This window comes from Microbispora sp. H10836, from assembly GCF_012999525.1.
Taxonomy (GTDB): domain Bacteria; phylum Actinomycetota; class Actinomycetes; order Streptosporangiales; family Streptosporangiaceae; genus Microbispora.
The window spans coordinates 40,285-65,485 of sequence record NZ_JABBWU010000006.1; the positions used below are offsets into that span (position 1 = coordinate 40,285).

Annotated in this window: 22 protein-coding genes; 16 read left to right on the forward strand and 6 right to left on the reverse strand. The window is 71.1% G+C overall.

What is annotated here, in order from left to right; all coding sequences use genetic code 11:
* Positions 1-26 precede the first annotated feature (26 nt).
* The 7 genes from HHX30_RS13415 (at position 27) to HHX30_RS13445 (ending at position 7,586) form a co-directional block, all read left to right on the forward strand.
* The gene (locus HHX30_RS13415) at positions 27-668 is read left to right on the forward strand and encodes an HAD family phosphatase (protein ID WP_169982256.1); all 642 of its coding nucleotides are present in this window, start codon (positions 27-29) and stop codon (positions 666-668) included.
* A 69-nt stretch (positions 669-737) separates the two neighbouring features.
* A complete protein-coding gene (locus HHX30_RS13420; protein WP_169982257.1) occupies positions 738-1,232 on the forward strand; it encodes a cellulose synthase in 495 nt (164 codons plus the stop codon).
* 368 nt (positions 1,233-1,600) lie between these two features.
* A complete protein-coding gene (locus HHX30_RS13425) occupies positions 1,601-2,590 on the forward strand; it encodes an ABC transporter permease (RefSeq protein ID WP_169982258.1) in 990 nt (329 codons plus the stop codon).
* 54 nt (positions 2,591-2,644) lie between these two features.
* A complete protein-coding gene (locus HHX30_RS13430) occupies positions 2,645-4,420 on the forward strand; it encodes an ABC transporter substrate-binding protein (RefSeq protein ID WP_169982259.1) in 1,776 nt (591 codons plus the stop codon).
* 90 nt (positions 4,421-4,510) lie between these two features.
* Positions 4,511-5,530, forward strand: a complete 1,020-nt coding sequence (locus tag HHX30_RS13435) for an ABC transporter permease (RefSeq protein ID WP_169982260.1) — start codon at positions 4,511-4,513, stop codon at positions 5,528-5,530.
* Positions 5,527-6,552 carry an ABC transporter ATP-binding protein gene (locus tag HHX30_RS13440; protein WP_169982261.1) on the forward strand — a complete coding sequence of 342 codons (1,026 nt, stop codon included), beginning with the start codon at positions 5,527-5,529 and terminating at the stop codon, positions 6,550-6,552. Before HHX30_RS13435 ends, HHX30_RS13440 begins: the two co-directional genes overlap by 4 nt.
* Positions 6,549-7,586: an ABC transporter ATP-binding protein gene (locus tag HHX30_RS13445; RefSeq protein WP_169982262.1), complete on the forward strand. Its 1,038-nt coding sequence runs from the start codon at positions 6,549-6,551 to the stop codon at positions 7,584-7,586. Before HHX30_RS13440 ends, HHX30_RS13445 begins: the two co-directional genes overlap by 4 nt.
* Before the next feature lie 54 nt (positions 7,587-7,640).
* Here HHX30_RS13445 and HHX30_RS13450 read toward each other — a convergent pair whose 3' ends face one another.
* The 3 genes from HHX30_RS13450 to HHX30_RS13460 all read right to left on the reverse strand — a co-directional run bounded on the left by HHX30_RS13450 (position 7,641) and on the right by HHX30_RS13460 (position 10,669).
* Positions 7,641-8,324 (reverse strand): response regulator transcription factor, encoded by a 684-nt coding sequence (locus HHX30_RS13450; RefSeq protein WP_169982263.1) that lies wholly within the window; start codon positions 8,322-8,324, stop codon positions 7,641-7,643.
* 58 nt (positions 8,325-8,382) lie between these two features.
* Positions 8,383-9,642 (reverse strand): sensor histidine kinase, encoded by a 1,260-nt coding sequence (locus HHX30_RS13455; protein WP_169982264.1) that lies wholly within the window; start codon positions 9,640-9,642, stop codon positions 8,383-8,385.
* A 166-nt stretch (positions 9,643-9,808) separates the two neighbouring features.
* On the reverse strand, positions 9,809-10,669 hold the full coding sequence (locus tag HHX30_RS13460) for a PD-(D/E)XK nuclease family protein (RefSeq protein ID WP_169982265.1): 861 nt from the start codon (positions 10,667-10,669) through the stop codon (positions 9,809-9,811).
* Positions 10,670-10,828: 159 nt separating this feature from the next.
* On the opposite strand from HHX30_RS13460, the gene HHX30_RS13465 reads away from it, so the two are divergent.
* Both HHX30_RS13465 and HHX30_RS42655 read left to right on the forward strand, forming a co-directional pair.
* A complete protein-coding gene (locus HHX30_RS13465) occupies positions 10,829-11,959 on the forward strand; it encodes a site-2 protease family protein (RefSeq protein ID WP_169982266.1) in 1,131 nt (376 codons plus the stop codon).
* A gap of 234 nt (positions 11,960-12,193) precedes the next feature.
* On the forward strand, positions 12,194-13,714 hold the full coding sequence (locus HHX30_RS42655) for an FHA domain-containing protein (protein WP_169982267.1): 1,521 nt from the start codon (positions 12,194-12,196) through the stop codon (positions 13,712-13,714).
* A gap of 42 nt (positions 13,715-13,756) precedes the next feature.
* Here HHX30_RS42655 and HHX30_RS13475 read toward each other — a convergent pair whose 3' ends face one another.
* Positions 13,757-14,347, reverse strand: coding sequence for a TetR/AcrR family transcriptional regulator (locus HHX30_RS13475; protein WP_169982268.1), 591 nt, complete (start codon positions 14,345-14,347; stop codon positions 13,757-13,759).
* A gap of 52 nt (positions 14,348-14,399) precedes the next feature.
* Here HHX30_RS13475 and HHX30_RS13480 point away from each other — a divergent pair, with 52 nt between their 5' ends.
* On the forward strand, positions 14,400-15,320 hold the full coding sequence (locus HHX30_RS13480) for a carbohydrate kinase family protein (RefSeq protein ID WP_169982269.1): 921 nt from the start codon (positions 14,400-14,402) through the stop codon (positions 15,318-15,320).
* Between the two features lie 46 nt (positions 15,321-15,366).
* Complete coding sequence (locus tag HHX30_RS13485) at positions 15,367-16,590, forward strand: aminotransferase class III-fold pyridoxal phosphate-dependent enzyme (RefSeq protein WP_169982270.1); 1,224 nt, start codon at positions 15,367-15,369, stop codon at positions 16,588-16,590.
* 116 nt (positions 16,591-16,706) lie between these two features.
* Here the strand turns inward: HHX30_RS13485 and HHX30_RS13490 are convergent, their stop codons facing one another.
* Entirely contained in the window at positions 16,707-17,819 is a 1,113-nt protein-coding gene (locus tag HHX30_RS13490; protein ID WP_169982271.1) for a GNAT family N-acetyltransferase, read from the reverse strand.
* A gap of 181 nt (positions 17,820-18,000) precedes the next feature.
* Here HHX30_RS13490 and HHX30_RS13495 point away from each other — a divergent pair, with 181 nt between their 5' ends.
* The 4 genes from HHX30_RS13495 to dop all read left to right on the forward strand — a co-directional run bounded on the left by HHX30_RS13495 (position 18,001) and on the right by dop (position 23,870).
* Positions 18,001-18,864: a tRNA (adenine-N1)-methyltransferase gene (locus tag HHX30_RS13495; protein ID WP_169982272.1), complete on the forward strand. Its 864-nt coding sequence runs from the start codon at positions 18,001-18,003 to the stop codon at positions 18,862-18,864.
* Positions 18,865-19,069: 205 nt separating this feature from the next.
* Positions 19,070-20,833, forward strand: coding sequence for a proteasome ATPase (gene arc / locus HHX30_RS13500; protein WP_169982273.1), 1,764 nt, complete (start codon positions 19,070-19,072; stop codon positions 20,831-20,833).
* A 208-nt stretch (positions 20,834-21,041) separates the two neighbouring features.
* On the forward strand, positions 21,042-22,277 hold the full coding sequence (locus HHX30_RS13505) for an acyltransferase (protein ID WP_311922354.1): 1,236 nt from the start codon (positions 21,042-21,044) through the stop codon (positions 22,275-22,277).
* Positions 22,278-22,352: 75 nt separating this feature from the next.
* Positions 22,353-23,870 carry a depupylase/deamidase Dop gene (dop, locus tag HHX30_RS13510; RefSeq protein WP_169982470.1) on the forward strand — a complete coding sequence of 506 codons (1,518 nt, stop codon included), beginning with the start codon at positions 22,353-22,355 and terminating at the stop codon, positions 23,868-23,870.
* A gap of 25 nt (positions 23,871-23,895) precedes the next feature.
* Here dop and HHX30_RS13515 read toward each other — a convergent pair whose 3' ends face one another.
* Positions 23,896-24,399, reverse strand: a complete 504-nt coding sequence (locus tag HHX30_RS13515) for a septum formation initiator (protein ID WP_169982274.1) — start codon at positions 24,397-24,399, stop codon at positions 23,896-23,898.
* A 94-nt stretch (positions 24,400-24,493) separates the two neighbouring features.
* Here HHX30_RS13515 and HHX30_RS13520 point away from each other — a divergent pair, with 94 nt between their 5' ends.
* Positions 24,494-25,174, forward strand: coding sequence for a response regulator transcription factor (locus HHX30_RS13520; protein ID WP_169982275.1), 681 nt, complete (start codon positions 24,494-24,496; stop codon positions 25,172-25,174).
* Positions 25,175-25,201 lie beyond the last annotated feature (27 nt).

The following is a 25,201-nucleotide window of genomic DNA, read 5'->3' on the forward strand; positions in this document are numbered from 1 at the left end:
GGGGTCTCACCGGGGGAAGGGGCCACGTGGACGCCGTGCTGTTCGACATGGACGGGCTGCTCGTCGACACCGAAGGGGTGTGGTTCGAGGTCGAGACCGAGGTGGTCACCCGCCTCGGCGGATCCTGGGGCCCGGAGCACCAGGAGCAGCTCGTGGGCGGCTCCTGGGACCGCACCGTCGCGTACATGCTGGAGCTGACGCAGGCCGACGCCGACCCCGCGGTGGTGGGGGAGTGGCTGATCGACGGGATGGAGAGCCGCCTGTCGAGAGGCGTTGAACCCATGCCGGGAGCGCTCGACCTGCTGCGCGGGCTCGGCGACCACGGGGTGCGCACCGCGCTGGTCACCTCGTCGCTGCGGATCATCGCCGACGCCGTGCTGAAGGCCGTGGGCCGGGAGCACTTCGAGATCGTCGTCACGGCCGACGACGTCATGAACACCAAGCCGCACCCGGAGCCGTACCTGACCGCGGCCGGGCTGCTGTCGGTGGACCCGGAGCGGTGCGTCGCGCTGGAGGACTCGCCGAACGGCGTCGCCTCGGCGACCGCGGCGGGCTGCCGGGTGGTCGCCGTGCCGGGCGTCCTGCCGATCGCCCAGGCGCCCGGGCGGGTCGTCATGCCCTCGCTGCTCGACGTGGACGTCGACTTCCTGCGGGCGCTCGTCCGGTAGCGCGGTCCCCCGCATGATCGCGTCGCGGGTGCCAGGATGGGGGTACACCGTGGATTAAGGGGGCCCCTCATGACATTCACCGACATCGCCTGGCTGCCGCTGTGCGCAGGCCTCACCGCGGTGGGAGTCGGGCTCAGCTATCTGGCCTTCCGGCGCCGGGGGGTGACCGCCGGCCTGCGGGCCACCGCCTGGTCCCTGCTGCCGCTGGCCGCCTATCTCACCGGCGCGCTGAAGACGCTCTGGAACATCGGCGCGGCGGCGGTGGGTTTCGTGACCGGCCTGGTCCTGTCGCCCTCGGTCTGGGCCGGAGTGATCCTGGCCGGGCTGTCGGCGCTGCTGTTCGTCGTCTCCGGCACGCTGCGCGGCCGTGCCCTGTCCCGGGTGCGTACGGCACAGCCGGAGCCGGGCGGCGCCAGCGCGGCACCCGAGCGGTCCGCCACGCCCAAAACAGCCACGCCTAAAACAGCACAGACCGGGAAGACGGCACCACGTCAGGTCGAACAGCCCGCTGGGGATGATTTCTCGGACATCGAGGACATCCTGAAGCGCCGCGGGATCAGCTGAGAATCCCACATCGTGGGACCAAGTTACCGGCCAGTGCAATGTCACAGTCCCAAGACACAATCGGCACGCGACTCCGACAAACTCTTCAAGATCAACACGAATGAGTTTCGCGTGAATCACAGTTGAGCCACAGGCCGCCTCTGGGGACTGGTCAGCCCAGCTCAGACCATAGATTCTGCCTCCGGGGGTCGCACACCACGCGAACCCCCTACGGACAATGTCGTCTGGGATCCAGGGGGCCAGCACCAAATGGCCGTGCGAGGCAAGGTCGTGAGCGGCCACCGCTTCTCTGCCACCGGATCGATCCCGGGCTTCCCCGAGCATGTCACCGCGGACGCGGTCGGCTCGGGCAGGGCGAAGGAGGATCGATGACCGCGCCGATGGACGTCACCGGTGGGGACACGCAGGCCACGCCGGCGGTCGTCGAAGGGGCGGGAGGCCAGGCGATCCAGGGCCGGTCCCTCGGTCAGATCGCCTGGATGCGTCTCAAGCGCGACAAGGTCGCGCTCGCCGGCGGACTGATCGTCATCTTCCTGATCCTGGTCGCCGTCTTCGCCCCGGTGATCGCCGGAGCGTTCGGGCAGGATCCCACGCAGTTCAACTCCGACCTGATCGACTCCTCCACCATGGCGCCCAAGACGGGCACGGGCATCAGCGCCGACCATCTGTTCGGCATCGAGCCGGTGAACGGCCGCGACATCTTCAGCCGGGTCGTGTACGGCGCGCGGATCTCGCTGCTCATCGCGTTCCTGGCCACGCTGCTCTCGGTGGTCATCGGGACCCTGCTCGGGGTCACCGCGGGATACTTCGGCGGTCTGGTGGACTCGATCATCAGCAAGGCCATGGACGTCTTCCTGGCGTTCCCGATCCTGGTCTTCGCGATCGCGCTGGCGGGCATCGTCCCCGACTCCGCGTTCGGGCTCACCGGCGACACACTGCGCGTCTCGCTGCTGGTGTTCATCATCGGCTTCTTCAACTGGCCGTACATCGGGCGGATCATCCGCGGGCAGACGCTGTCGCTGCGTGAGCGGGAGTTCGTGGACGCGGCGCGCAGCCTCGGGGCGCGGGGGCCGTACATCATCTTCCGCGAGCTGCTGCCGAACCTGGTGGCGCCGATCCTCATCTACTCGACGCTGCTGATCCCCACGAACGTGTTGTTCGAGGCGGCGCTGTCGTTCCTCGGCGTCGGCGTGCGCCCGCCCACCCCCACCTGGGGCGGCATGCTGTCGGACGCGGTGCGGTTCTACACGATCCCGCACTTCATGTTCTTCCCCGGCATGGCGATCTTCATCACGGTCCTGGCGTTCAACCTGTTCGGCGACGGCCTGCGGGACGCTCTCGACCCGAAGGCTCGTTGAGCCCCTTCCTTTCCCGTAAAAGTCCCCCGGCTCCTATCACCAAGGGGTTTGCAAATGCAGATAAGAAGACTGGGTGTGGCGGCCACCGGCGCCGTGCTCGCCCTCGCCGTGGCCGCCTGTGGCGGCGGTTCGGGCAGCAGCACGCCGTCGTCCTCCGGCGGCGCCGCGGCCGGCGCGAACGCCACGGGTGAGTTCAACGCCGCCCTGACGGGGGTGGTCAACCCGTCCGACAAGAAGGGCGGCATCCTCAAGTTCGCCAACGGCGGTGACTGGGACTCCCTCGACCCGGGCGACACCTACTACGGCTACTCCTGGAACTTCATCCGCCTGTACGGCCGGTCGCTGCTGATGTTCAAGTCCGCCGTGGGCAAGGAGGGCAACCAGCTCGCCCCCGACCTCGCCGAGGACCTGGGCACGCCCAGCGACGACGCCAAGACCTGGACGTACAAGCTCAAGAAGGGCATCAAGTTCGAGGACGGCACCCCGGTCACGTCCAAGGACGTGAAGTACGCGGTGGAGCGGTCGTTCGACAAGGAGGTGTTCCCCGACGGATACACCTACTTCAACGACTTCCTCGACTGGCCGAAGGACTACAAGGGCGCGTACAAGTCCAAGGACGTCAACACCGACAGCGCGATCGAGACGCCCGACGACTACACGATCGTCTTCCACCTCAAGCAGCCGCTGAGCAACTTCGACTACTTCGCCCAGCTTCCCGCCACGATCCCGGTCCCCAAGGACAAGGACACCGGCGCGAAGTACAAGGAGCACATCATCTCCACCGGGCCGTACAAGTTCGAGAAGAACGAGATCGGCAAGGGCTTCACGCTGGTCCGCAACGACCAGTGGGACCCGGCGACCGACCCGAACCGCAAGGCGCTGCCGGACGGCTACGAGGTCTCCACCAACGTCAACGCCGACGACATCGACAACCGGATCATCGCCGGCGACCTCGACGTCGACGTCGCGGGCATCGGCGTGCAGTCGGCGGCCCTCGGCCGGGTCCTGCCCGACCCCGCGATGAAGGCGAACTCCGACAACCCGACCAGCACCCGCCTCTGGTACACCTCGATCAACGGCAACGTGGCGCCGCTCGACAACATCGACTGCCGCAAGGCCGTCCAGTACGCCACGGACAAGGTGGCCCTCCAGACCGCCTGGGGCGGCGAGTTCTCCGGCGGCCAGATCGCGACCAGCCTGCTGCCGCCGGCGATCCCCGGCCACGAGGACTTCAACCTCTACCCGCCGGGCGCCGACAACAAGGGCGACCTGGACAAGGCCAAGGAGGCGCTGACCGCTTGCGGCCAGCCGGGCGGTTTCGAGACCAACATCTCCTACCGCGCCGAGCGGCCGAAGGAGAAGCAGGCCGCCGAGGCGCTGCAGCAGTCGCTCGGCCGGGTCGGCATCAAGCTCACGCTCAAGCCGTTCCCGCAGGCGGACTACTTCGCCCTGTACGCCGGCAAGCCGGGCTACGCCAAGGACAACAAGATCGGCCTGGCCATGAACGGCTGGCAGTCCGACTGGCCCGACGGCTTCGGCTTCCTGCAGCAGATCGTCGACAGCCGCGTCATCCGTGACACCGGCGGCTCCTCCAACATCAGCGTCCGGGACCCCGAGGTCGACAAGCTCATCGACCAGGCGATGAAGGAGACCGACACCGACGCCCGCAACGCGATCTGGACCCAGATCGACAAGAAGGTCATGGAGGACTCCTTCATCCTGCCGAACGTGTGGACGAAGACCCTGCTCGTGCGGAGCAAGAACGCGACGAACATCTTCGTCAACGACGCGTACGGCATGTACGACTACCTCGGCATGGGCGTCAAGTAAGCGTCCACCGAGACCAGACAGATCCGATAGACGCGTGAACGCGGCAAGGGGGCCGGTCCCACGGGACCGGCCCCCGGAGCCGGGGGGACTGTGGTCACATACATCATCCGGCGGCTGATCTGGGCGGTGGTGATGCTCACCATCGTGAGCATCATCACGTTCGGCATCTTCTTCCTGGTGCCCCGCCTGGCGGGCGCCACCTCCGAGAGCCTGGCCGCGCGCTACGTTGGGCGCACCGCCTCGGCGGAACAGGTCAAGATCGCGGCTGACAAGCTCGGCTTCAACGATCCGCTGATCGTGCAGTACGGGCGGTTCGCCAAGGGCATCGTCGCCGGCGCCGACTACGACTACGGCCCCGGCGTGGAGCACTGCCCGGCGCCCTGCTTCGGATACTCCTTCCTCACCCGGCTCCCGGTCTGGCCGGACCTGATGGACCGGCTGCCCGTGACGCTCTCGCTCGCCATCGGGGCCGCCGTCATCTGGGTGATAGCCGGTGTGGCGACCGGCGTGCTGTCCGCGCTGAGACGCGGCAGCCTGTTCGACCGCGCCGCGATGGGCGTCGCCCTGGCCGGCGTGTCACTGCCCATCTTCTTCACCGGCATCGTCTCGCTGGTCGTCTTCAGCTATGGCACTCCCTTCCGCATCACCGCCCCGGGCGGCAGCTTCACGCCGTTCGACGAGAACCCGGCGATGTGGGCCTACAACCTGATCCTGCCGTGGATCACGCTGGCCTTCCTGTACGCCGCGGGATACGCGCGGCTCACCCGGGCGGGCATGCTGGAGACGATGAACGAGGACTACATCCGCACCGCCCGGGCCAAGGGCCTGAGCGAGCGGAGGGTGGTGGTCAAACACGGCCTGCGCGGCGCGCTCACCCCGATCCTCACGATCTTCGGCCTCGACCTCGGCCTGCTGCTCGGCGGCGCCGTGCTCACCGAGAGCACCTACTCGCTGCCCGGCATGGGCAAGTACGCGATCGACGCGATCACCAACCAGGACCTGCCGAAGGTCATGGGCGTGACGCTCGTCGCCGCGTTCTTCGTGGTCTTCGCGAACCTGATCGTCGACCTCCTGTACGCCGTCGTGGACCCGAGGGTGAGGCTGGGATGAGCTTCCTGGAACTGAAGGACCTGCGGATCCACTTCCCGACCGACGACGGCCTGGTCAAGTCCGTCGACGGGCTGTCGTTCTCGCTGGAGCGGGGCAGGACGCTCGGCATCGTCGGCGAGTCCGGCTCCGGGAAGAGCGTGACCAGCCTCGGCATCCTCGGCCTGCACAAGGGCGGGCGCGCCCGCATCTCCGGCGAGATCTGGCTGGACGGCGAGGAACTCGTCGGCGCCAGCCAGGAGCACGTGCGGGGGCTGCGCGGCAAGAAGATGGCGATGATCTTCCAGGACCCGCTGTCGGCGATGCACCCGTTCTACACGGTCGGCGAGCAGATCATCGAGGCGTACCGCATCCACAACGACGTCAGCAAGAAGGTCGCGCGCAAGCACGCGGTCGACATGCTCGGCCGGGTGGGCATCCCGCAGCCGGAGCGGCGCGTGGACAGCTACCCCCACGAGTTCTCCGGCGGCATGCGGCAGCGCGCCATGATCGCGATGGCGCTGAGCTGCGACCCCGAGCTGCTGATCGCCGACGAGCCGACGACCGCGCTCGACGTGACCGTGCAGGCGCAGATCCTCGACCTGATGCGCGACCTGCAGCGCGACTTCAACGCCGCGCTGATCGTCATCACCCACGACCTCGGCGTCGTCGCCGAGCTGTCCGACGACATCCTCGTGATGTACGGCGGCAAGTGCGTCGAGTACGGGACGTCCGAGGACATCTTCGAGCGGCCCGAGCACCCCTACACCTGGGGCCTGCTCGGCTCGATGCCGCGGCTGGACCGCGAGCCGACGGAACGGCTGCTGCCGATCAAGGGCTCGCCGCCCTCGCTGATCAACGTGCCGTCCGGCTGCGCCTTCCACCCGCGCTGCGCGTTCGAGGAGCGCACCGCCGGGCGGGCCAAGACGGAGGTCCCCGAGCTGCTGGAGACCGAGGGCGGCCACCTGGTGCGCTGCCACCTGACGCGCGAGCGCAGGCGCGCCATCTGGGAGAACGAGATCAAGCCGAACCTGGAGGCTTCGTGAACGAGGAGCCCTTGCTGTCCGTACAGGGGCTGGAGAAGCACTTCCCGGTCACGAAGGGCCTGCTCAAGCGGCAGGTCGGCGCGGTCAGGGCCGTCGACGGCATCAGCTTCGACGTGATGAAGGGCGAGACCCTCGGCCTGGTCGGCGAGTCGGGATGCGGCAAGACCACCACCGGACGCCTCATCACCCGGCTGATCGAGCCCACCGGCGGCACGATCGTGTTCGAGGGCAACGACATCTCGCACATGTCCCAGGGCCGGTTGCGCCCGCTGCGCAGGGACGTGCAGATGATCTTCCAGGACCCCTACAGCTCGCTCAACCCCCGGCACACGGTCGGTGCCATCGTGGGCGCGCCGTTCCGGATCCAGGGCATCAAGACCGAGCAGGGCACCAAGAAGGCGGTCCAGGAGATCCTCGAACTGGTCGGCCTCAACCCGGAGCACTACAACCGCTACCCGCACGAGTTCTCCGGCGGCCAGCGGCAGCGCATCGGCATCGCCAGGACGCTCGCGCTCAAGCCCAAGCTGATCATCGCGGACGAGCCGGTCTCCGCGCTCGACGTGTCGATCCAGGCCCAGGTCGTCAACCTGCTGGAGGACCTGCAGAGCGAGCTCGACCTCACGTACGTGGTGATCGCGCACGACCTGTCGGTGGTCCGGCACATCAGCGACCGCGTCGCGGTAATGTACCTCGGCAAGATCGTCGAGATCGCCGACCGCAAGGGCCTGTACGAGGCGCCGATGCATCCGTACACCAACGCGCTGCTGTCGGCGGTGCCGATCCCGGACCCGAAGCGGCGCAAGGAGCGGGACCGCATCCGGCTGCAGGGCGACGTGCCCTCCCCGCTCAACCCGCCGCCCGCCTGCCGGTTCCACACCCGGTGCTGGAAGGCGCAGGACATCTGCCGGCAGGTCGAGCCGCCGCTGCTGACGCTGGCCCCCGGCCACCAGGCGGCCTGCCACTTCCCGGAGAACGCGCCTTCCGGGAGCGCGGCGGCGGCGCCGCAGGAGCCGGCCGCGGCGCCCGCGGACTGAGCCCGGGCGTGGCCGCCGGCCACGCCCCCGGCCCGGCGACGCCGCGCCGGGCGGTCAGGAGAAGGCGCCGGGGACGATCAGGCCGGTCTCGTACGCGAGTACGACGGCCTGGACCCGGTCGCGCAGCCCCAGCTTGGTCAGCACGTTGCCGACGTGGGTCTTCACGGTCGTCTCGCTGACCACGAGCTGGGCGGCGATCTCGGCGTTCGACATGCCCTTCGCGATCAGGCGCAGCACCTCGAGCTCGCGCTCGGTGAGCCGGTCGAGCCGCGCCGGGGTGGCCTGCTGGTGCGCGGAGGGCAGTCGGCTGGCGAACCTGTCCAGCAACCGCCGGGTGACGCTCGGCGCCACGATCGCGTCGCCCGCCGCCACCACGCGGATCGCCTGGACCAGGTCGTCCGGCGGCACGTCCTTGAGGAGGAACCCGCTCGCGCCCGCGCGCAGCGCCTCCACGATGTACTCGTCCAGGTCGAACGTGGTCAGCACGAGCACCTTCGGCACGTGCGCGCTCGGCGCGGCCTCTCGCACGATGCGGCGGGTCGCCTCGATGCCGTCGGTGCCGGGCATGCGGATGTCCATGAGCACCACGTCGGGCAGCAGGGCCCGGGACTGCTCCATGGCCACCGCGCCGTCGCCCGCCTCGCCCACGACGGTGACGTCCGGCTCCGCCTCCAGGATGAACCGGAACCCGGTGCGCAGCAGCGGCTGGTCGTCGACCAGCAACACCCGGATCGTCATGATGCGTCCGTTACGGGGGAGGCGGCGGGCCGCCGGGTGGAGGGGGACACCCTGATCGTCATGCTCTGTCCTCGAGGGGGCTCTGCTTGAGCGGGCTGTGGTTGAGGGGCCTGTGGTTGAGGGGGCTGTTACCGAGGGGCCTGTGGTTGATCGGGAACTGGGCGCGGACCTCGAAGCCACCCCCGGTGCGGGGACCGATCCGCAGAACACCACCATAGAGTGCGACGCGCTCGCGAATGCCCACCAGCCCGTGGCCCTTGCCCCCGATCCGCAGCGACTCCTCCGCCGCGCCGCGCCCGTCGTCCTCCACGTGGACGCTCAGCTCGTCCGGCTCGTGCCGTACGGTGACCCAGGCGCGGGCGGAGGGCCCGGCGTGCCGCAGGCTGTTGGTCAGCGCCTCCTGCACGAGCCGGTAGGCGGCGAGGTCGACCCCGGGCGGCAGGCCGCGCCGCTCGCCCTCGATCCACAGCTGGGTCCGCAGGCCCGCCTCGCGCATCTGCTCCACCAGCGCCGGCAGGTCCTGCATGCCCGGCTGCGGGGCGCGCTCGGCCGGGCCGTCGGTGCGCAGCACGCCGACGATGCTGCGCATCTCCGCCATCGCCGTGCGGCCCATCTCCTCGATGGCGGTGAGGGCGTCCCGCGCCACGTCGGGCTTGGTGTCGAGCATCTTGCGGGCGGCGGCGGCCTGGACCGTCATCACGCTGACGTGGTGGGCCACGACGTCGTGCAGTTCCCGCGCGATGCGGGAGCGCTCCTCCGCCCGGGCGGCCCTGGTGTCGGCCTCCCGCGCCCGCTCCAGCCGGTCGGCCCGCTGGACCAGCTCCGAGAGGTAGGCGCGGCGCAGCCGCAGCGCCCGGCCGCACACCCAGCACAGCAGCATGACGGTGGTCATGACCACGTGGTTGGCCCAGGAGATCGGGACGGGCGCGGCGGCGACCATGGCGGCGTAGGTGGCGAAGGAGACGGCCAGCGCGGCCAGGCTCAACGCCAGCCCCCGGTGGGCGGCCACCGAGTAGAGGAGGACGAACGTGCCGATCCCGCTCAGGCCGGGGCTGTAGCCGAGCGCGATCAGCCCCACGCCGGGAAGGGCGGTGGCCACCAGCAGCACGAACGGCCGCTGCCGCCGCAGGGTCAGGGGCAGGGTGCAGGAGGCCGCCAGCGCCAGGTTGAGCGCGTCCGCGGGGCGGGCGTACGGGGGCTCGGCGAAGGCGACGATCGTCCAGAGGGACGCGGTCGTCAGCACCACCGCGAGGATCGAGTCGGAGACCAGGGGATGGGCCCAGAGCCAGGACCGCGTACTGCCGGGGGTGGTGCGCACGTACCAAATCTAGGCGGTCACCGCCCGCGTCCACCCTGCCCGGGACGGATATGCGCATCCTCCCCGCGGATGAGTCCGAGCGACGGGGCTGTGCTCGCGGCGCGCCTCCGGCACGACCGGCGGGAGTGAGCGGCCCGAGCCTGAGGGCCGCGCCGCCGGTCCGGCCTCACAGTTCGTCGCTGGCCGACCTTCTGCTGACGCGGGGGGACAGCCCGGGCTCGCGGTCGGGCACGGGCGGCGGCGTGCCGCCGAACTCCGGGCACAGCGCCTGGTGGTCGCACCAGTCGCACAGCCGCGAGCGGCGGGCGCGCCACTCCTTGGTGCGCACGGCGCGCTCGATGGCCGTCCACAGCGCCTCGACCTTGCGCTCGGTCGCCCGCAGGTCCGCCTCGTCCGGGACGTAGCGGACGATCTCGCCGTTCCCCAGATACATGAGCTGGAGCATCCGGGGGACCTGGCCGCTGCGCCGCCACAGCGCGAGCGCGTAGAACTTCATCTGGAACAGCGCCTTTGCCTCCCAGTCGCGCCCCGGCGCCGTGCCCGTCTTGTAGTCCACGACCCGCACCTCGCCGGTCGGGGCCACGTCGAGGCGGTCGATGTAGCCGCGCAGCAGCAGCCCGCTTTCGAGCACGACCTCGACGTACATCTCACGCTCGGCGGGCTCCAGCCGCCGGGGGTCCTCCAGCGTGAAGTAACGCTCGACCATGCCGCGCGCCTGCGTCAGCCAGGCGTCCCGCTCGCCGTCGTCCTCGAACAGCCCCGCGTAGTCGGGCTCCTCGGAGAGCAGCCGCCGCCACTGGGGCTCGAGCAGATCCTGCGCGGCGGCGACCGTCCGCGCCTCCGCGGGCAGGTCGTAGAGCCGCTCCAGCACCGCGTGAACGAGCGTGCCCCTGACCGCGGCGGCCGAGGGCCGCTCGGGGAGCTGGTCGATCACCCTGAACCGGTAGAGCAGGGGGCAGGTCATGAAGTCACCGGCCCGGGAGGGGGAAAGCGCCCCGATGACGGCGCGCTCTTCGGCGAGGGTCATGCCCGAACTGTAGGACACCGGGCCGACAGAACGCTCCCGTCTCGCCCCCGCTCGCCCCGCGTGGCCGATCGCACGGTGCGCGACGGGCGGGCGAGCTCTTAGGCTGATCTCACGCTCCGGCACGTAGCATCGAGGGGCGTGGGAGGGGAAGGCGGCCACATGAGCACACCTGTCAAGGAGTCCACCGGACTGCGGATGGGACGGCCGTTCGGCATCCCTGTCTACGTCTCGCCCACCTGGCTCATCGTGGCGGCGTTCATCACGATCAGCTTCCAGCCGCAGTTCGCCGACATGCTGCCGGGCTTCAGCGAGACCGCGGCGTACGCCGTCGCGCTGGCCTTCGCCGTCCTGCTGTACGTCTCCGTGCTGCTGCACGAACTGGCGCACTGCGTCGTGGCCAAGCACTACGGGCTGCCGGTGCGCCGGATCACCCTCTACATGCTCGGCGGCGTCTCGGAGATCGAGCGCGAGCCCGAGACGGCGGGCCGGGAGTTCGCCGTCGCGTTCGCCGGGCCGCTGCTGTCGCTGGGGCTGGCCGGCATCGGGGCCCTGGCGGAGGCGTTCGTCGTGCCGCCGGGCGGCCTGGCGCAGGTGCTCGTCTGGCAGCTGTGGCTGTCCAACCTGATCGTCGGCCTGTTCAACCTGCTGCCGGGGCTGCCGCTCGACGGCGGCCGGATGCTGCGGGCCGCCGTGTGGAAGGTCAGGCGTGACTCGGGCACGGGCACGCTGGTCGCCGCGTGGGTCGGCCGGGGCGTGGCGGTGGCGGTGGTCGTGGTGCCGCTTCTGATGAACCTGATGGCCGGGCAGGAGCCCAGTGTGGGCAGCATGCTCTGGACCGTGGTGCTGGCGTCGTTCATCTGGTTCGGCGCGTCCCAGTCGCTGCGGGTGGCCCGCGTGCGGGCCCGGCTGCCACAGCTGCGGGCCAGGGGGCTGGCCCGCCGGGCGATCCCGGTCACCGCCGAGGTGCCGCTGTCGGAGGGCCTGCGCCGGGCTCAGGAGGCGGGGGCCGGGGCCATGGTGGTGGTCGACCACGACGGGCGGCCGGTCGGCATCGTCAACGAGGCCGCGGTCAACGCCACTCCCGAGCACCGCAGGCCGTGGGTGAACGTCGGCGCCCTGTCGCGCGCCCTGGAGCCCTCGCTCGTGCTCGGCGCCGATCTGGAGGGGGAGTCCCTGCTCGACGCCATGCGGGACACCCCGGCCCCGGAGTATCTGCTCGTCGAGCGGGGCGGGGAGATATACGGCGTGCTCGCCACCGCCGACGTCAACCGCATGTTCAGCGGTGTGTGAGCGCGGCCCGGGGAACGGCCTCCCCAGCGGGGCGCCCCGCGCACTCGTCCGGCGGCCCGCCTGGCACCGGGTGCTGATCGAGACCGGGGCCGGGCGCCGTTCGGTCGCTCGCCGCGCGCTCCCGCAGGCCGGTTCACCGTTCTTTTTTGCTACTTTCTGGGGGGATCGATCCGGCACACGGCGTGCCGGCGATGGTGCCGGTCATCCGGTGGCGTTTCCGGAGGGAGAACTTCTGTGACGGAACAGGGCGTGGGGGTGGTCCGCCCGCTGCCGGGGGAGGGCGTGGTCGCCCATCTGAACGGTTTGCTGCTCGTGTGCGCCACCGGCGGCGACCAGCCGGTCGAGGACCTGCTCGGCGCGCTGAGCGAGACCGCCACGACGGGCGGCGACGGCCGGGCGCTGGCCCGGCGGGTGGCCCAGGTCCTCGCGCGCGCCATGGACAGGTCGATCGGCGGGGAGCCGGTGGCCTGCGCGGTCGCCGGGCCCGCCGGGGGCGGTGTGGCCGTGCTGGTCAGCGGGGCCGCGTACGCCACCGTGTCGGGGGCCGACGGCGAGGTCCGCCTCGCCGGGCACGACGCGCTGACCTGGACCGACCGTCTCGTCAACGGCCCGGTGTCCCGGGTCGAGCTGCGCCTGCCCGGAGCGGGCCCGTCGAGCCCGTACGCCCGGCTGGACGGCGGCGTGGTCGCCGGGGCCGGGCTGGAGTGCGACTTCGCCCAGCAGGGCGATCTCGCCTTCCCGCCGCTGCCCCCGCGCCCGCCGCAGCATCAGGGACAGCAGCAGAGCGTCCAGCCGCCGCCCATCGGGGCTCCCGAGCCGATCGCCCCGCGCGGACCCGTTGTGCCATCGCCCGTGCCGTCGCCCGTGCCGCCGCCGCCCGTGTCGCCGTTCTCGGGCCCGCTGCCCGGCGGGGGGCCGTCGGGCGAGCAGGCGCCGCCGGGATCGTCCCAGCCGCTCGCGCCGCCGCCCGTCCAGCCGCCGTCCCATGTCTCCCAGCCGCTGCCGCCGTTGCCGCCCGCCCTCCCCGACCCCGGGCCGGCGCATCACTCCGGGCCGCAGCCGATGCCCCCGCTGCCCGAGCCCGCCGAGGACCGGGGCGGGCCGCACGACCTCGGGGCGCCCCACGACCTCGGCGGGCCGCACGACTTCGGCGGGCCGCATGACTTCGGCGGGCCGGACGGTCCGCCGGGCGGGCCGTTCGAGCAGGCGCCGCACGCGCCCGCCGACGAGGACCCGGGCGAGCCGACCCAGATGGACGCGACGCCCGAGCCGGAGCCGCGGCCGATGGTCTACGGCGTCGACTGCAAGAACGACCACTTCAACGACCCGCGTGCGCCGTACTGCGCGGTCTGCGGCATCCCCATCGACCAGCGGGCGGTGGTGCCGTACAAGGGGCCACGGCCGCAGCTCGGGGTGCTGCTGCTCGACGACGGCATGGCGCTGCCGCTGGAGGCCGACTACCTGCTGGGCCGCGACCCCGAGCGCGCGCCCGAGGTTCAGTCGGGCGAGGCCAGGCCGGCCAGGGTCACCAGCCCCGACGGCTCGGTGTCGCGCCGTCACCTGCGGGTCTTCCTGGACAGCTGGGACGTCAACCTGCTCGACCTGGGCTCGGTGAACGGCACCCAGATCCAGCCGCCCGGCGACCCCAACTTCTACGACATCCCGCCGAACGAGCCGGTGCCGATCCTGCCCGGCACGACCGTGCGCGTCGGCGTCTCGCGCACGATGCGGTACGAGGCCCACCGCAACGCCTGACCCGTGAGACCCGCCGGGGGCCTGGCCGGCTCCCGGCGGCGGTCAGGCGCGCAGGCGCTCGATCTCGCCCATGATGAGCCGTTCCAGCCGCTCGCCGGTGACGTGCGACGGATAGAGCAGCCGGTGCACGCTGAGCCCGTCCACGAGCGCGAGCAGCCGCTCCGCGACGTCCTCCAGGTCCTCGTCCGTACGGATCTCACCGGCCTCGGCCGCGGACCTGAGCAGGCTCGTCACCAGATAGCGGAGCTCGGCGGCCTCCCGCCGCTGGACCTCGAGCAGCGCGGGGCTGGTCAGGCTGCGCCCCCAGAAGCCCACCTCCAGGCCGGTCTCCCCGGCCCGCTCCTCGTCCAGCGGCACGTTGTCGAGCAGCAGCTCCCGCAGCGCCGCCAGGCCGGTGCGGCCCGACAGCTTCTCCCGCAGCCGGTCGGCGATCCGGCGGTGGGACGCCTCCAGCGCCGACAGCAGGATCTCGTCCTTGTCGGCGAAGTAGTGCGTGAGCACCCCGTTGGAGTATCCGGCCTCCTTGGCGATGGCCCGCGTGGTCGCGCCCTCGATGCCCTCGCGCAGGATGACGCGGCGGGCTGCCGCGACGACCTCGCCCCTGCGCTCCTCGTGATTGACGATCTTCGGCATGGCCCACCACCTCGGTTGACATTTTAGTCGGGCGCCCGTCTATTATCCGCTCATGACGGTAGTGACGGTCGGCGTGCATATCGTCGACGTCCTGGCCCGCCCGGTCGAGTCCATCCCGGCCGGTCAGGACACCCACCTGCTGGAGCAGATCCGCATCACCGCGGCCGGCGCCGCCGCGGGCACGGCCGTGGCCCTGGCGAAGATCGGCGTGCCGGTCGCATCCATGGGCGCCGTCGGCGACGACGAGCTGGGCGACTTCCTCCTGATGATCATGGCGCGGCACGGCGTCGACGTGGACGGCGTGGTGCGCAGGGCGGGGGAGCAGACGGCGGCCTCGATCCTGCCCATCCGTCCCGACGGCGGCCGGCCCTCGTTCCACGTGCCCGGGGCCAACCTGGGGCTGGCGACCGCCGACCTCGACGCCGGCCGTCTGACCGGCGCGAAGGTGGTGCACCTCGGCGGCATGGACGTCACCTGGGGCCTGCACGATCCCGCCTTCTACACGCTGCTCGACAAGGCGCGCGAGGGCGGCACGACCGTCACGCTGGACCTGCTGTCGAACATGCCCGACCTCATGCCCGGCGTCCGCGCGTTCCTGCCCCACGTCGACTACCTCCTGCCGAACGAGGAGCAGGCGCTCATGCTCAGCGGGGCGCCGACGCCGGAGGAGGCCGCGGCCGCGCTGCTCGCCGAGGGCCCGAAGGGCGTGATCGTCACCCTGGGGCCGGCGGGCAGCCTCGTCGCCACCGCCGGCGGAGTCACCCGCGTGCCCGCCCTGGACGTGCCGGTGGTCGACACCACGGGCTGCGGCGACGCGTACTGCGCCGGCTTCGCCGCCGGACTGCTGCGCGGCGAGGACGTCCTCGGCGCCGCCCGCCTCGGCACGTCCGTCGCCGCGCGGGTCGCCGGCGGGCTCGGCTCCGACGCGGGCCTGGACGGCTTCCGCCCCGGCGACCCCGCCCCGGACGCCTGACCCCGGCTCCACCTCTCCGATTCCCCCGAGTTCAGGAGTGCCGCCCATGTCCGTCGACGCCTCTCTGCGGGCCCGTGCCGCCAAGGTCATCCCCGGCGGCATGTACGGCCACCTCAACGCGGCCCTGCACGGGGACCGCTACCCCCAGTTCTTCGTCCGCGCCGAGGGCGCCCGGCAGTGGGACGCCGACGGCCGCGAGTACGTCGACCTGATGTGCAGCTGGGGCCCGATGATCGTCGGTCACCGCAACCCGAAGGTGGAGGCCGCCGCCGCGGCCCAGCAGGCGGCGGGCGACTGCCTGAACGGTCCCGGCCCGGTCATGGTGGAGCTCGCCGAGCTCCTGGTGGACCTCATCCCCTCCGCCGACTGGGCCATGTTCTCCAAGAACGGCACCGACGCCACCACCCAGGCCCTGATGGTGGCCAGGGCGGCGACGGGCAGGACCAAGACGCTGGTCGCCCACGGCGCCTACCACGGCGCCGACCCCTGGTGCACGCCCGGTCTGTCCGGAGTCACCCCCAACCAGCGGGCGGACACGATCGAGTTCACCTACAACGACCTCGCGAGCGCCGAGGCCGCCGCGGCCCAGGCGGCCGGCGACGTCGCCGCCATCCTGGTCACGCCGTTCAAGCACGACTCGTTCGAGGACCAGGAGCCCGCCGATGCGGAGTTCGCCCGGGGCGTGCGGGCACTGGCCGACCGTCTCGGCGCGGCCCTGGTCATCGACGACGTACGCGCCGGGTGGCGGCTGGACCTGCGCGGCTCGTGGGAGCCGCTCGGCGTGCGCCCCGACCTGACGGCCTGGAGCAAGGCGATGGCCAACGGCTTCCCCATCGCGGCGGTCACCGGGACCGACGCGCTGCGCGGGGCGGCCCAGACGCTGTACTCGACCGGCTCCTTCTGGTTCTCCGCCACGGCCATGGCCGCCGCCAAGGCGACGATCGAGATCCTGCGCGAGATCGACGGGCCCGCGCTCATGCACCGGGCCGGGACGCGGCTGCGCGAGGGGCTCGCCGCCCAGGCGGCGGCGCACGGCTTCGTGGTCCGCCAGACCGGCCCGGTGCAGGTGCCGTGGCTGTCCTTCGACGGCGACGACACCCTGGAGAAGGGCATCGCCTGGGCCGGGGCCTGTCTGGAGGAGGGCGTCTACCTCCATCCCTGGCACAACTGGTTCCTGTCGGCCGCGCACACCGACGAGGAGATCGACCGGGCCCTGCAGGGCACCGACGCCGCCTTCGCCAAGCTGAGGGCCGCGTACGGAGCCGGCTGAGGGACCGGCCGGCGCAGGCGTGGCCGGCACGCCCACCCGGGCGTGCCGCGCCGCGGACGGCCCGCGCTCGGGCGCCGGGTTCCGGGCGGCGCCCGAGCGCGGGGGGTCCGTTCCGCTCAGGGGCGTGTCCTGGCCCACTGGACGTCGTCCAGGCGGGTGCCTCCGGGGCCGGGCAGCAGCCCCTTGACGAGGTGCTCCCTGGTGAATCCCGCCCGTTCGAGCACCCGGTGCGAGGCGGTGTTGTCCGGCGTGGTCCCGGCGACGATCCGCCTCAGCGGCGTGTTCGCGAACGCCCACTCCACCAGCAGGTTCACCGCCCGCGTCACCATGCCCCTGCCGCGATACTCCGGACGGAGGCTGTAGCCGAGCATCGCCTGGCCGAGCGGCGGGACGACGCCGGTGAGCTGGATGTCCCCGGCGAACTCGCCGGTGCGGGCGTCCCTGATGGCCACGTCGGCCCGCTGGCCGGTCAGCCACCGGTGCCCGGCGTACCGGCAGACGGCCTCGCTGCCGGCGTACGACGGCTCCACCGGCGGCACGTGCGAGTCCATCACGTCCGGTACGGACGCCAGCGCGAAGTAGTCGGCGGCGTCGGCGGCGGTCAGCGGCGTGAGCCGGACGACCCCGTCGGTGAGCGAGCCGCCGGGGAACCCTCCGGGGAAGAACGGGAGGAAGGGCGCGATCGGGTCGCCCGGGTCGGAGGCGAGCCGCCCGAACACCGCCAGATCGGCGCGGGCCTCCCCGCGGGCCGAACCGGCCGCGCGCAGCACGCCCTCGTGCGTGAATCCGCACCGGTGGGCGACCTGCTGGCTCGGGATGTTGTCGACCTCCGCGATCAGCCCGATGCGGGGGACGCCCCGGGCGAAGGCCCGCTCGGCGAGCGCCCGCACGGCGGCCGTGGCGACGCCGCGGCCCCGGGCCCACGGGGCGAGCCAGTAGCCCACCTCGGTCACGCCGAACCGGTCCGGCGGCTTCAGCCCGGCCGTCCCGAGGACCTCGCCCGTCCCGGGGTCGGCGACGAGGAAGTCGGCTCCGCCGTTCTCCCAGGTGGCCGGGACGGCCTTGGTGATCCAGGCCAGCGCGTCGTCACGTGTGTACGGAGACGGGACGAAGGGGATGAAGCGCGCGATGTCGGGGTCGGAGCAGGCACGGGCGATCTGGTCGGCGTCCCCCTCGACCGGCAGGCGCAGAACGGCCGGTCCGGCGGGAATCGCCTCTTGGGGCAACATGTCCCATTGTTAGCAGCAGTGACACGGCGGCGGCCAGTGGTTTCCCGCCCGGCACCCCTCCCGCCGATCTCCGCCCCGTCGCGGCAAATCTCGTCGGTCGCGGCACCCCGTGCCCCTCCCGCCGATCTTTGCCCCGTCGCGTCGGGCAAATCTCGTCGGTCGCGGCACTAGCCTTTTCCGCATGGGTTTTCGCAGGCACGGCCCGTTCCGGGCCGGAGATCAGGTCCAGCTCACCGACCCCAAGAACAAGCGGCACACGGTGACGCTGAAAGAGGGCGGCGTCTTCCACACGCACAAGGGGTCGATCCCGCACGACGACCTGATCGGGCAGCCCGAGGGGTCCGTGGTGCGGTCCTCGGGCGGCACGGCGTACCTGGCGTTCCGGCACCTGCTCGCCGACTACGCGGTGTCGATGCCGCGCGGCGCCGCGGTGGTCTACCCGAAGGACGCGGCCCAGATCGTCGCCATGGCCGACATCTTCCCCGGCGCCCGGGTGGTGGAGGCCGGCGTGGGGTCCGGCGCGCTCACCTGCTTCCTGCTGCGTGCGGTCGGCCCGGAGGGGAAGGTGACCTCCTACGAGCGGCGCGCGGACTTCGCGGAGGTCGCCACGAAGAACGTGGAGAAGTTCTTCGGCGGCCCCGTGGGGCAGTGGCGCCTGGTGGTCGGCGACTTCGTCGACGCGCTCGACGAGGCGGACGTGGATCGCGTCATCCTGGACATGCTCGCTCCTTGGGAGTGCGTTGACGCGGCGGCGAAGTCCCTTACTCCTGGGGGAGTTATTTGCTGCTATGTGGCGACAACGACCCAGTTGTCCAGAACGGTGGAAACCCTGCGGGAGCACGGGAGTTTCACCGAGCCTCACGCGTGGGAGACCCTGGTTCGCGACTGGCATGTCGAGGGCCTCGCGGTACGGCCCGACCACCGGATGGTCGGCCACACGGGATTCCTCGTCACGGCCCGGCGCATGGCGGACGGCGTCACGCCCCCGCCGCGGCGCAGGCGCCCCGCCAAGGGGGCGTACGGAGAGGGGATCGAACAAGGGTGACGATTCGGCCACAACCCGGCAAAGCCACGTGACACGGGAACATTTGGGTGTGTTCCTAATGGTGACCCGAACAATCGGTCCATAAGGTATCAAACGCCGAACACCCAACGTAACTACACGAACACTGCCCGGCCAGGTTACGTACAGCGCCAAGATAGGTAGGGTCTTGAGTAGTCGTTCTCGACGGGGAAGGAGGTGACGGGGCGTGGCAGCTCGCGACGACGCTGAGGCTCGGGCCGCGCAGCGCGAACGGGAGGTCGCCGATCTCACAACACAGGTCTCCTTCCTGCAGGAGGAGATCACCGCGTTGCGCCGGAAGCTGGCCGAGTCTCCCCGGCAGGCCAGGGTCATCGAGGAGCGTCTCCACGAGGCGCAGGCGCAGGTGGCCGCCCTCACAGGCCAGAACGAGCGTCTGGTCGCCACCCTCAAGGAGGCCAGAGACCAGATCGTCGCCCTCAAGGAGGAGGTCGACCGGCTGGCGCAGCCGCCGTCCGGATTCGGTGTCTTCCTCGAGGCGAGGGAAGACGGCACGATCGAGGTGTTCACCGGCGGGCGCAAGCTCCGGGTGAACGTCAGTCCGGCCGTGGACGTCGACTCGCTCAAGCGTGGCCAGGAGGTCATGCTCAACGAGGCGCTCAACGTCGTCGAGGCCCTCGGCTACGAGGACGTCGGCGAGATCGTGATGCTCAAGGAGTTGCTGGAGGAGGGCGGCCGCGCCCTCGTCATCTCGCACGCGGACGAGGAGCGGGTCGTCAAGCTCGCCCACTCGCTGCTGGACCAGCCGCTGCGGGCCGGCGACTCACTCCTGCTCGAACCCCGCTCCAACTACGTCTACGAACGCATCCCCAAGTCCGAGGTCGAGGAGCTCGTCCTCGAGGAGGTCCCCGACATCTCCTACGAGGAGATCGGCGGCCTCAGCAGGCAGATCGAGCAGATCAGGGACGCCATCGAGCTGCCCTACCTGCACGCCGACCTGTTCCGCGAGCACAAGCTGCGCCCGCCGAAGGGCGTGCTGCTGTACGGCCCGCCCGGCTGCGGCAAGACGCTGATCGCGAAGGCCGTCGCCAACTCCCTGGCCAAGCAGGTCGCGGAGAAGACCGGTCAGTCCGGCAAGAGCTTCTTCCTCAACATCAAGGGCCCCGAGCTTCTCAACAAGTACGTCGGCGAGACCGAGCGGCACATCCGCCTGGTCTTCCAGCGGGCCCGTGAGAAGGCCTCCGAGGGCACCCCGGTGATCGTGTTCTTCGACGAGATGGACTCGATCTTCCGGACCCGCGGCTCGGGCGTCTCCTCCGACGTCGAGAACACCATCGTTCCTCAGCTCCTGTCGGAGATCGACGGTGTCGAGGGCCTGGAGAACGTCATCGTCATCGGCGCCTCCAACCGCGAGGACATGATCGACCCGGCGATCCTGCGGCCCGGCCGCCTGGACGTCAAGATCAAGATCGAGCGGCCGGACGCCGAGGCGGCCAAGGACATCTTCTCGAAGTACATCGTCAACGACCTGCCGCTGCACCCGGACGACCTCACCGAGCACGGCGACAGCCGCGAGGGCACGATCGCCGCGATGATCCAGCGGGTGGTCGAGCGGATGTACGCCGAGAGCGAGGAGAACCGCTTCCTCGAGGTGACCTACGCCAACGGCGACAAGGAAGTCCTGTACTTCAAGGACTTCAACTCCGGCGCCATGATCCAGAACATCGTGGACCGCGGCAAGAAGATGGCCATCAAGGAGTTCCTGGACACCGGGCAGAAGGGCCTGCGGATCTCGCACCTGCTGGCCGCCTGCGTGGACGAGTTCTCCGAGAACGAGGACCTGCCCAACACCACCAACCCCGACGACTGGGCCCGCATCTCCGGCAAGAAGGGCGAGCGGATCGTCTACATCCGCACGCTCGTGCAGGGCAAGCAGGGCACCGAGGCCGGACGGTCGATCGACACGGTCGCCAACACCGGTCAGTACCTGTAGCACCCGGCACCCGGCCGGGCCGGTGCCATCGAGGAGCGGCGCGATCAGATCGCGCCGCTCCTCCGGCTTTTCCGGCCCCTCGCCCGGACCGCCGGCGGGGGCGGAACGCGCGTCGTCTGCCGTGACGTTCGCGGTCCGAGGGAACCGAAGCCGGGAGTGATCACGTCAAAGATGGCATGATCGTCCTTGGCTCGCGCGGGTGACTCCCGTGAGACAGCCCGTCAGACAGCCCATGCGGCAGAGCGCTCCGGTTTCGGCCGCGGTTTCGGCGCCGCAGGCGGCCGCACCGGCCGGGAGCCGCCGCCTGGTCGAGCTCGACGTCCTGCGCTTCGTGGCCGCGTTCGCCGTCATGGCCTTCCACTTCATGGCGGCCAGCAGATCGCTGTGGGACGAGTTCCCCACCAAGCTGTTCGAGCCGGTCGCCCGGCTGACCACGCTGGGCATCCTCGGCGTGGAGCTGTTCTTCCTCATCAGCGGTTTCGTCATCCTGATGAGCGTCTGGGGGCACACCGTCGGCGAGTTCGCCGTCTCCCGGGTGTCCCGGCTGTACCCGGCGTACTGGTTCTCCGTGCTCGTGATCTTCATCATGTACCGCTTCAGCGGGGTCGGCGGTTTCGACCCCAAGCTCAGCGACGGTGAGTACCTGCTCAACCTGACCATGTTCCAGGGCGCGTTCGGCGTGGGCCACGCCGGCGGCGTCTTCTGGTCCCTCTGGGTGGAACTGCGGTTCTACGTCCTCGTGGCGCTGTTCTCCCTCGTGGGGATCACGCTGCGGCGCTGCCTGGTGTTCCTGGCGGCCTGGACCGGCCTGGCGCTGCTGGCCGAGTTCACCCAGAACGAGACGCTCGTCTTCGTCTTCATGCCCCGGCAGGCGCCGTACTTCATCGCCGGCATGGCCTTCTTCCTGATCCACCGCTTCGGGGCGCGCTCGGGGGCCCTGGTTCCGTGGCTGATGGTCGCCGCCGGCTACGGGATGTCCCTGTACGCCGCCATGGAGCGCGTGGGGGAGCGGGTGCGCCTGGTCGGCATCGCCCGGTACCCGGCGCCTCCGGAGGCCGTCGTCGTCGCGATCACGCTCGTCTACCTCCTGATGGCCGCGGTCGCCCTCGGCTGGCTGCGGTGGGTGCGCTGGCGCCGCCTGGTCGCTCTGGGGGCGCTGACGTATCCGCTCTATCTTCTGCACCAGACGGTTTCGGCCGTCCTGATCCCCGCGTACCGCGACGTGGTGGACCCGTGGCCGCTCGCCGGGATCACGATGGCGGTCTCGATCGTGCTCGCGTACCTGATCTACCGGCTGGTGGACAAGCCGGGTCAGCGATGGCTTCGGGCCAGGCTGGGGGCCCTGCTCGGCCGCTCCCGCAGGCCCCGCCAGCGTGGCCGCGGCCCCGCCTCCCGGACCGCGACGACCATTCCGGTGCAAAGTCCCGAGGCATCTGTGCCGTAACTGTTCGGTAGCAGGGCATAGAGAAAGGGCTAGGCTCGGATATGACTACGACGGCCTGAAGCAGGCGGGGTGCGAATGACGGTTCGGCGGGTGATGGGCATCGAGACCGAGTACGGCATCGCCGTGCCCGGTCAACCGGGAGCGAACGCGATGGTGACCTCCTCACAGGTCGTCAACGCGTACCTGGCGGCGTCGGCCGCCCGGGCTCGCCGGGCCCGGTGGGACTTCGAGGAGGAGAACCCGCTCCGCGACGCCCGGGGGTTCGACCTGGCCCGTGAGGTGGCCGACCAGAGCCAGCTCACGGATGAGGACCTCGGGCTCGCCAACGTGATCCTCACCAACGGCGCGCGCCTGTACGTCGACCACGCCCACCCGGAGTACTCGACGCCCGAGTGCACCAACCCCCGGGCCGCGGTGATCTGGGACAAGGCGGGCGAGCGGGTGATGTACGACGCCGCCGTGCGGGCGTCCTCCACGCCCGGCAACGCCCCCATCCAGCTTTACAAGAACAACACCGACGCCAAGGGCGCGTCGTACGGCTGCCACGAGAACTACCTCATGCGCCGCGCGACGCCGTTCGCCGACATCGTCAGGCACCTGACGCCGTTCTTCGTGTCGCGGCAGGTGGTGTGCGGCGCGGGCAAGGTCGGCATCGGCCAGGACTCGCGTACCGAAGGCTTCCAGATCAGCCAGCGGGCCGACTTCTTCGAGGTCGAGGTCGGGCTGGAGACCACGCTCAAGCGGCCGATCATCAACACCCGCGACGAGCCGCACGCCGATCCGGAGAAGTACCGGCGGCTGCACGTGATCATCGGCGACGCAAATATGTCGGAAATTTCGACATATTTGAAGCTCGGTACGACGGCCCTGGTGCTGGCGATGATCGAGGAGGGGTTCCTCACCATCGACCTGACCCCCGAGTCGCCGGTCGCGGCGCTGCGCGCGGTGTCCCACGACCCGACCTGCAAGTACGAGATCGCGCTGCGCAACGGGCGGAAGATGACCGCCGTGCAGCTGCAGATGGAATACCTGGAGCAGGCCCGCAAGTACGTCGAGGACCGCTTCGGCTCGGGCGTGGACGAGCTCACCAAGGACGTGCTCAACCGCTGGGAGTCGGTGCTCACCCGGCTCGCCGAGGACCCGATGCAGCTGTCCCGTGAGCTCGACTGGGTCGCCAAGCTGGAGATCCTGGAGGGCTACCGCACCCGCGACAACCTGCCCTGGAACCACCCCCGGCTGCAGTTGGTCGACCTGCAGTACTCCGACATCCGCCCCGACCGCGGCCTGTACAACCGGCTCGTCGCCAGGGGCCGGATGCAGCGCCTGGTGACCGAGGAGGACATCGACCGCGCGGTGGAGACGCCCCCCACCGACACCCGGGCCTACTTCCGGGGCCGGTGCCTGCGGCAGTACAGCGAGTCGGTCGCCGCCGCCTCCTGGGACTCGGTGATCTTCGACATCCCGGGCCGCGAGTCGCTCCAGCGCGTGCCGACCCTGGAGCCGCTGCGCGGCACCAAGGCGCACGTGGGCGACCTGCTCGACCGCTGCCGCACGGCCGCCGACCTCGTCGCCGCGCTCACCGGCGAGGGCTGACCACCGCGTCGGCCACGGCGGATGATCAGTCGTGGTGGGTGATTCGGGGAACGGGGACGTCGCCGGCGCAGCGCACCTCGATCTCGACCCTGCCCTCGTCCGACTCGAACCGCACGCGGGCGTGGTCGTCCGGCCCCGGATCGACGTCGTGGACCTCGTAACCCTGACCGGGCGTCCACGACTGGAGCCGCGCCAGGCCGCCGTCGCACCGGGCGATCACGCTGCCCGCGCCGGTCGAGATCAGCTTCCGGCCGGTGACGGGCCCGGCGCCCGGCGTGGCCTGCCCCGGGGAGCGTGCCGGTACGGCGGCGGGGGACCGCGCCGGTACGGCTGCTGAGGCGGGGCCGGAGGACGGCGCGGCAGGGGTGTCCCGGGCCAGCGCGACGCGGATCTCCTCGGCCGACATGGGCCGCCCGGCGGTTCCGGCGAGCGGCCGGCCGAGCAGGCCGAGCACCGCGACCCCCGCTCCGGTGGCGAGCGCGGCGGCCAGCAGCCATCCGGCGACGGCGAGGACGAGGCGGGTGTTCACGCGCCCACTCTCCCACCGCGAAAGCTAAGGGATCGCTAAGGCCCGGATAACGGACTTATGCCGCAGACCGGCGAAAGGCTAACGTAGCGGCCAAATGCCAAGCGTGCTCCTCATCGAAGACGACGCCCCCATCCGCGGCTCCCTCACCCGGAGCCTGCGCGAGCGCGGCCACGCCGTCTCCTCCGCCCCCACCGCACTCGACGGCCTGCGGTCGGTGGTGGAGGACCGGCCGGACCTCATCGTGCTCGACCTCGGCCTGCCCGACATGGACGGCGCCGACCTGCTGCGCATGCTCCGCGCCGTGAGCCGGGTCCCGGTCATCGTGGCCACCGCCAGGGACGGGGAGGCCGAGATGATCCGCCTGCTCGACGCGGGCGCGGACGACTATGTGGTCAAGCCGTACAGCGCCGCGCAGCTCGACGCCCGCATCCGGGCCGTGCTGCGCCGCGTGGACACGGCCCCCGAGGACACCTCGCTGACCGTCGGGGCGCTGCGCGTGGACCCGCGGACCCGGGAGGCGACGCTCGACGGCGCCCCGCTGGACCTGACGCCGCGCGAGTTCGACCTGCTGCACTATCTGGCGGCGCGGGCCGGACAGGTGGTCACCAAGCGCGAGCTGCTCACCGAGGTCTGGCAGATCCCCTACGGAGGCACCGACAAGACGGTCGACGTCCACCTCTCCTGGCTGCGCCGCAAGCTCGGCGAGACCGCCCAGCAGCCGCGCTACCTCCAGACCGTCCGAGGCGTCGGCGTCCGCCTCACCGCCCCCTCGTGACCGGTACGGCGGCCCGCGCCGGCGCGG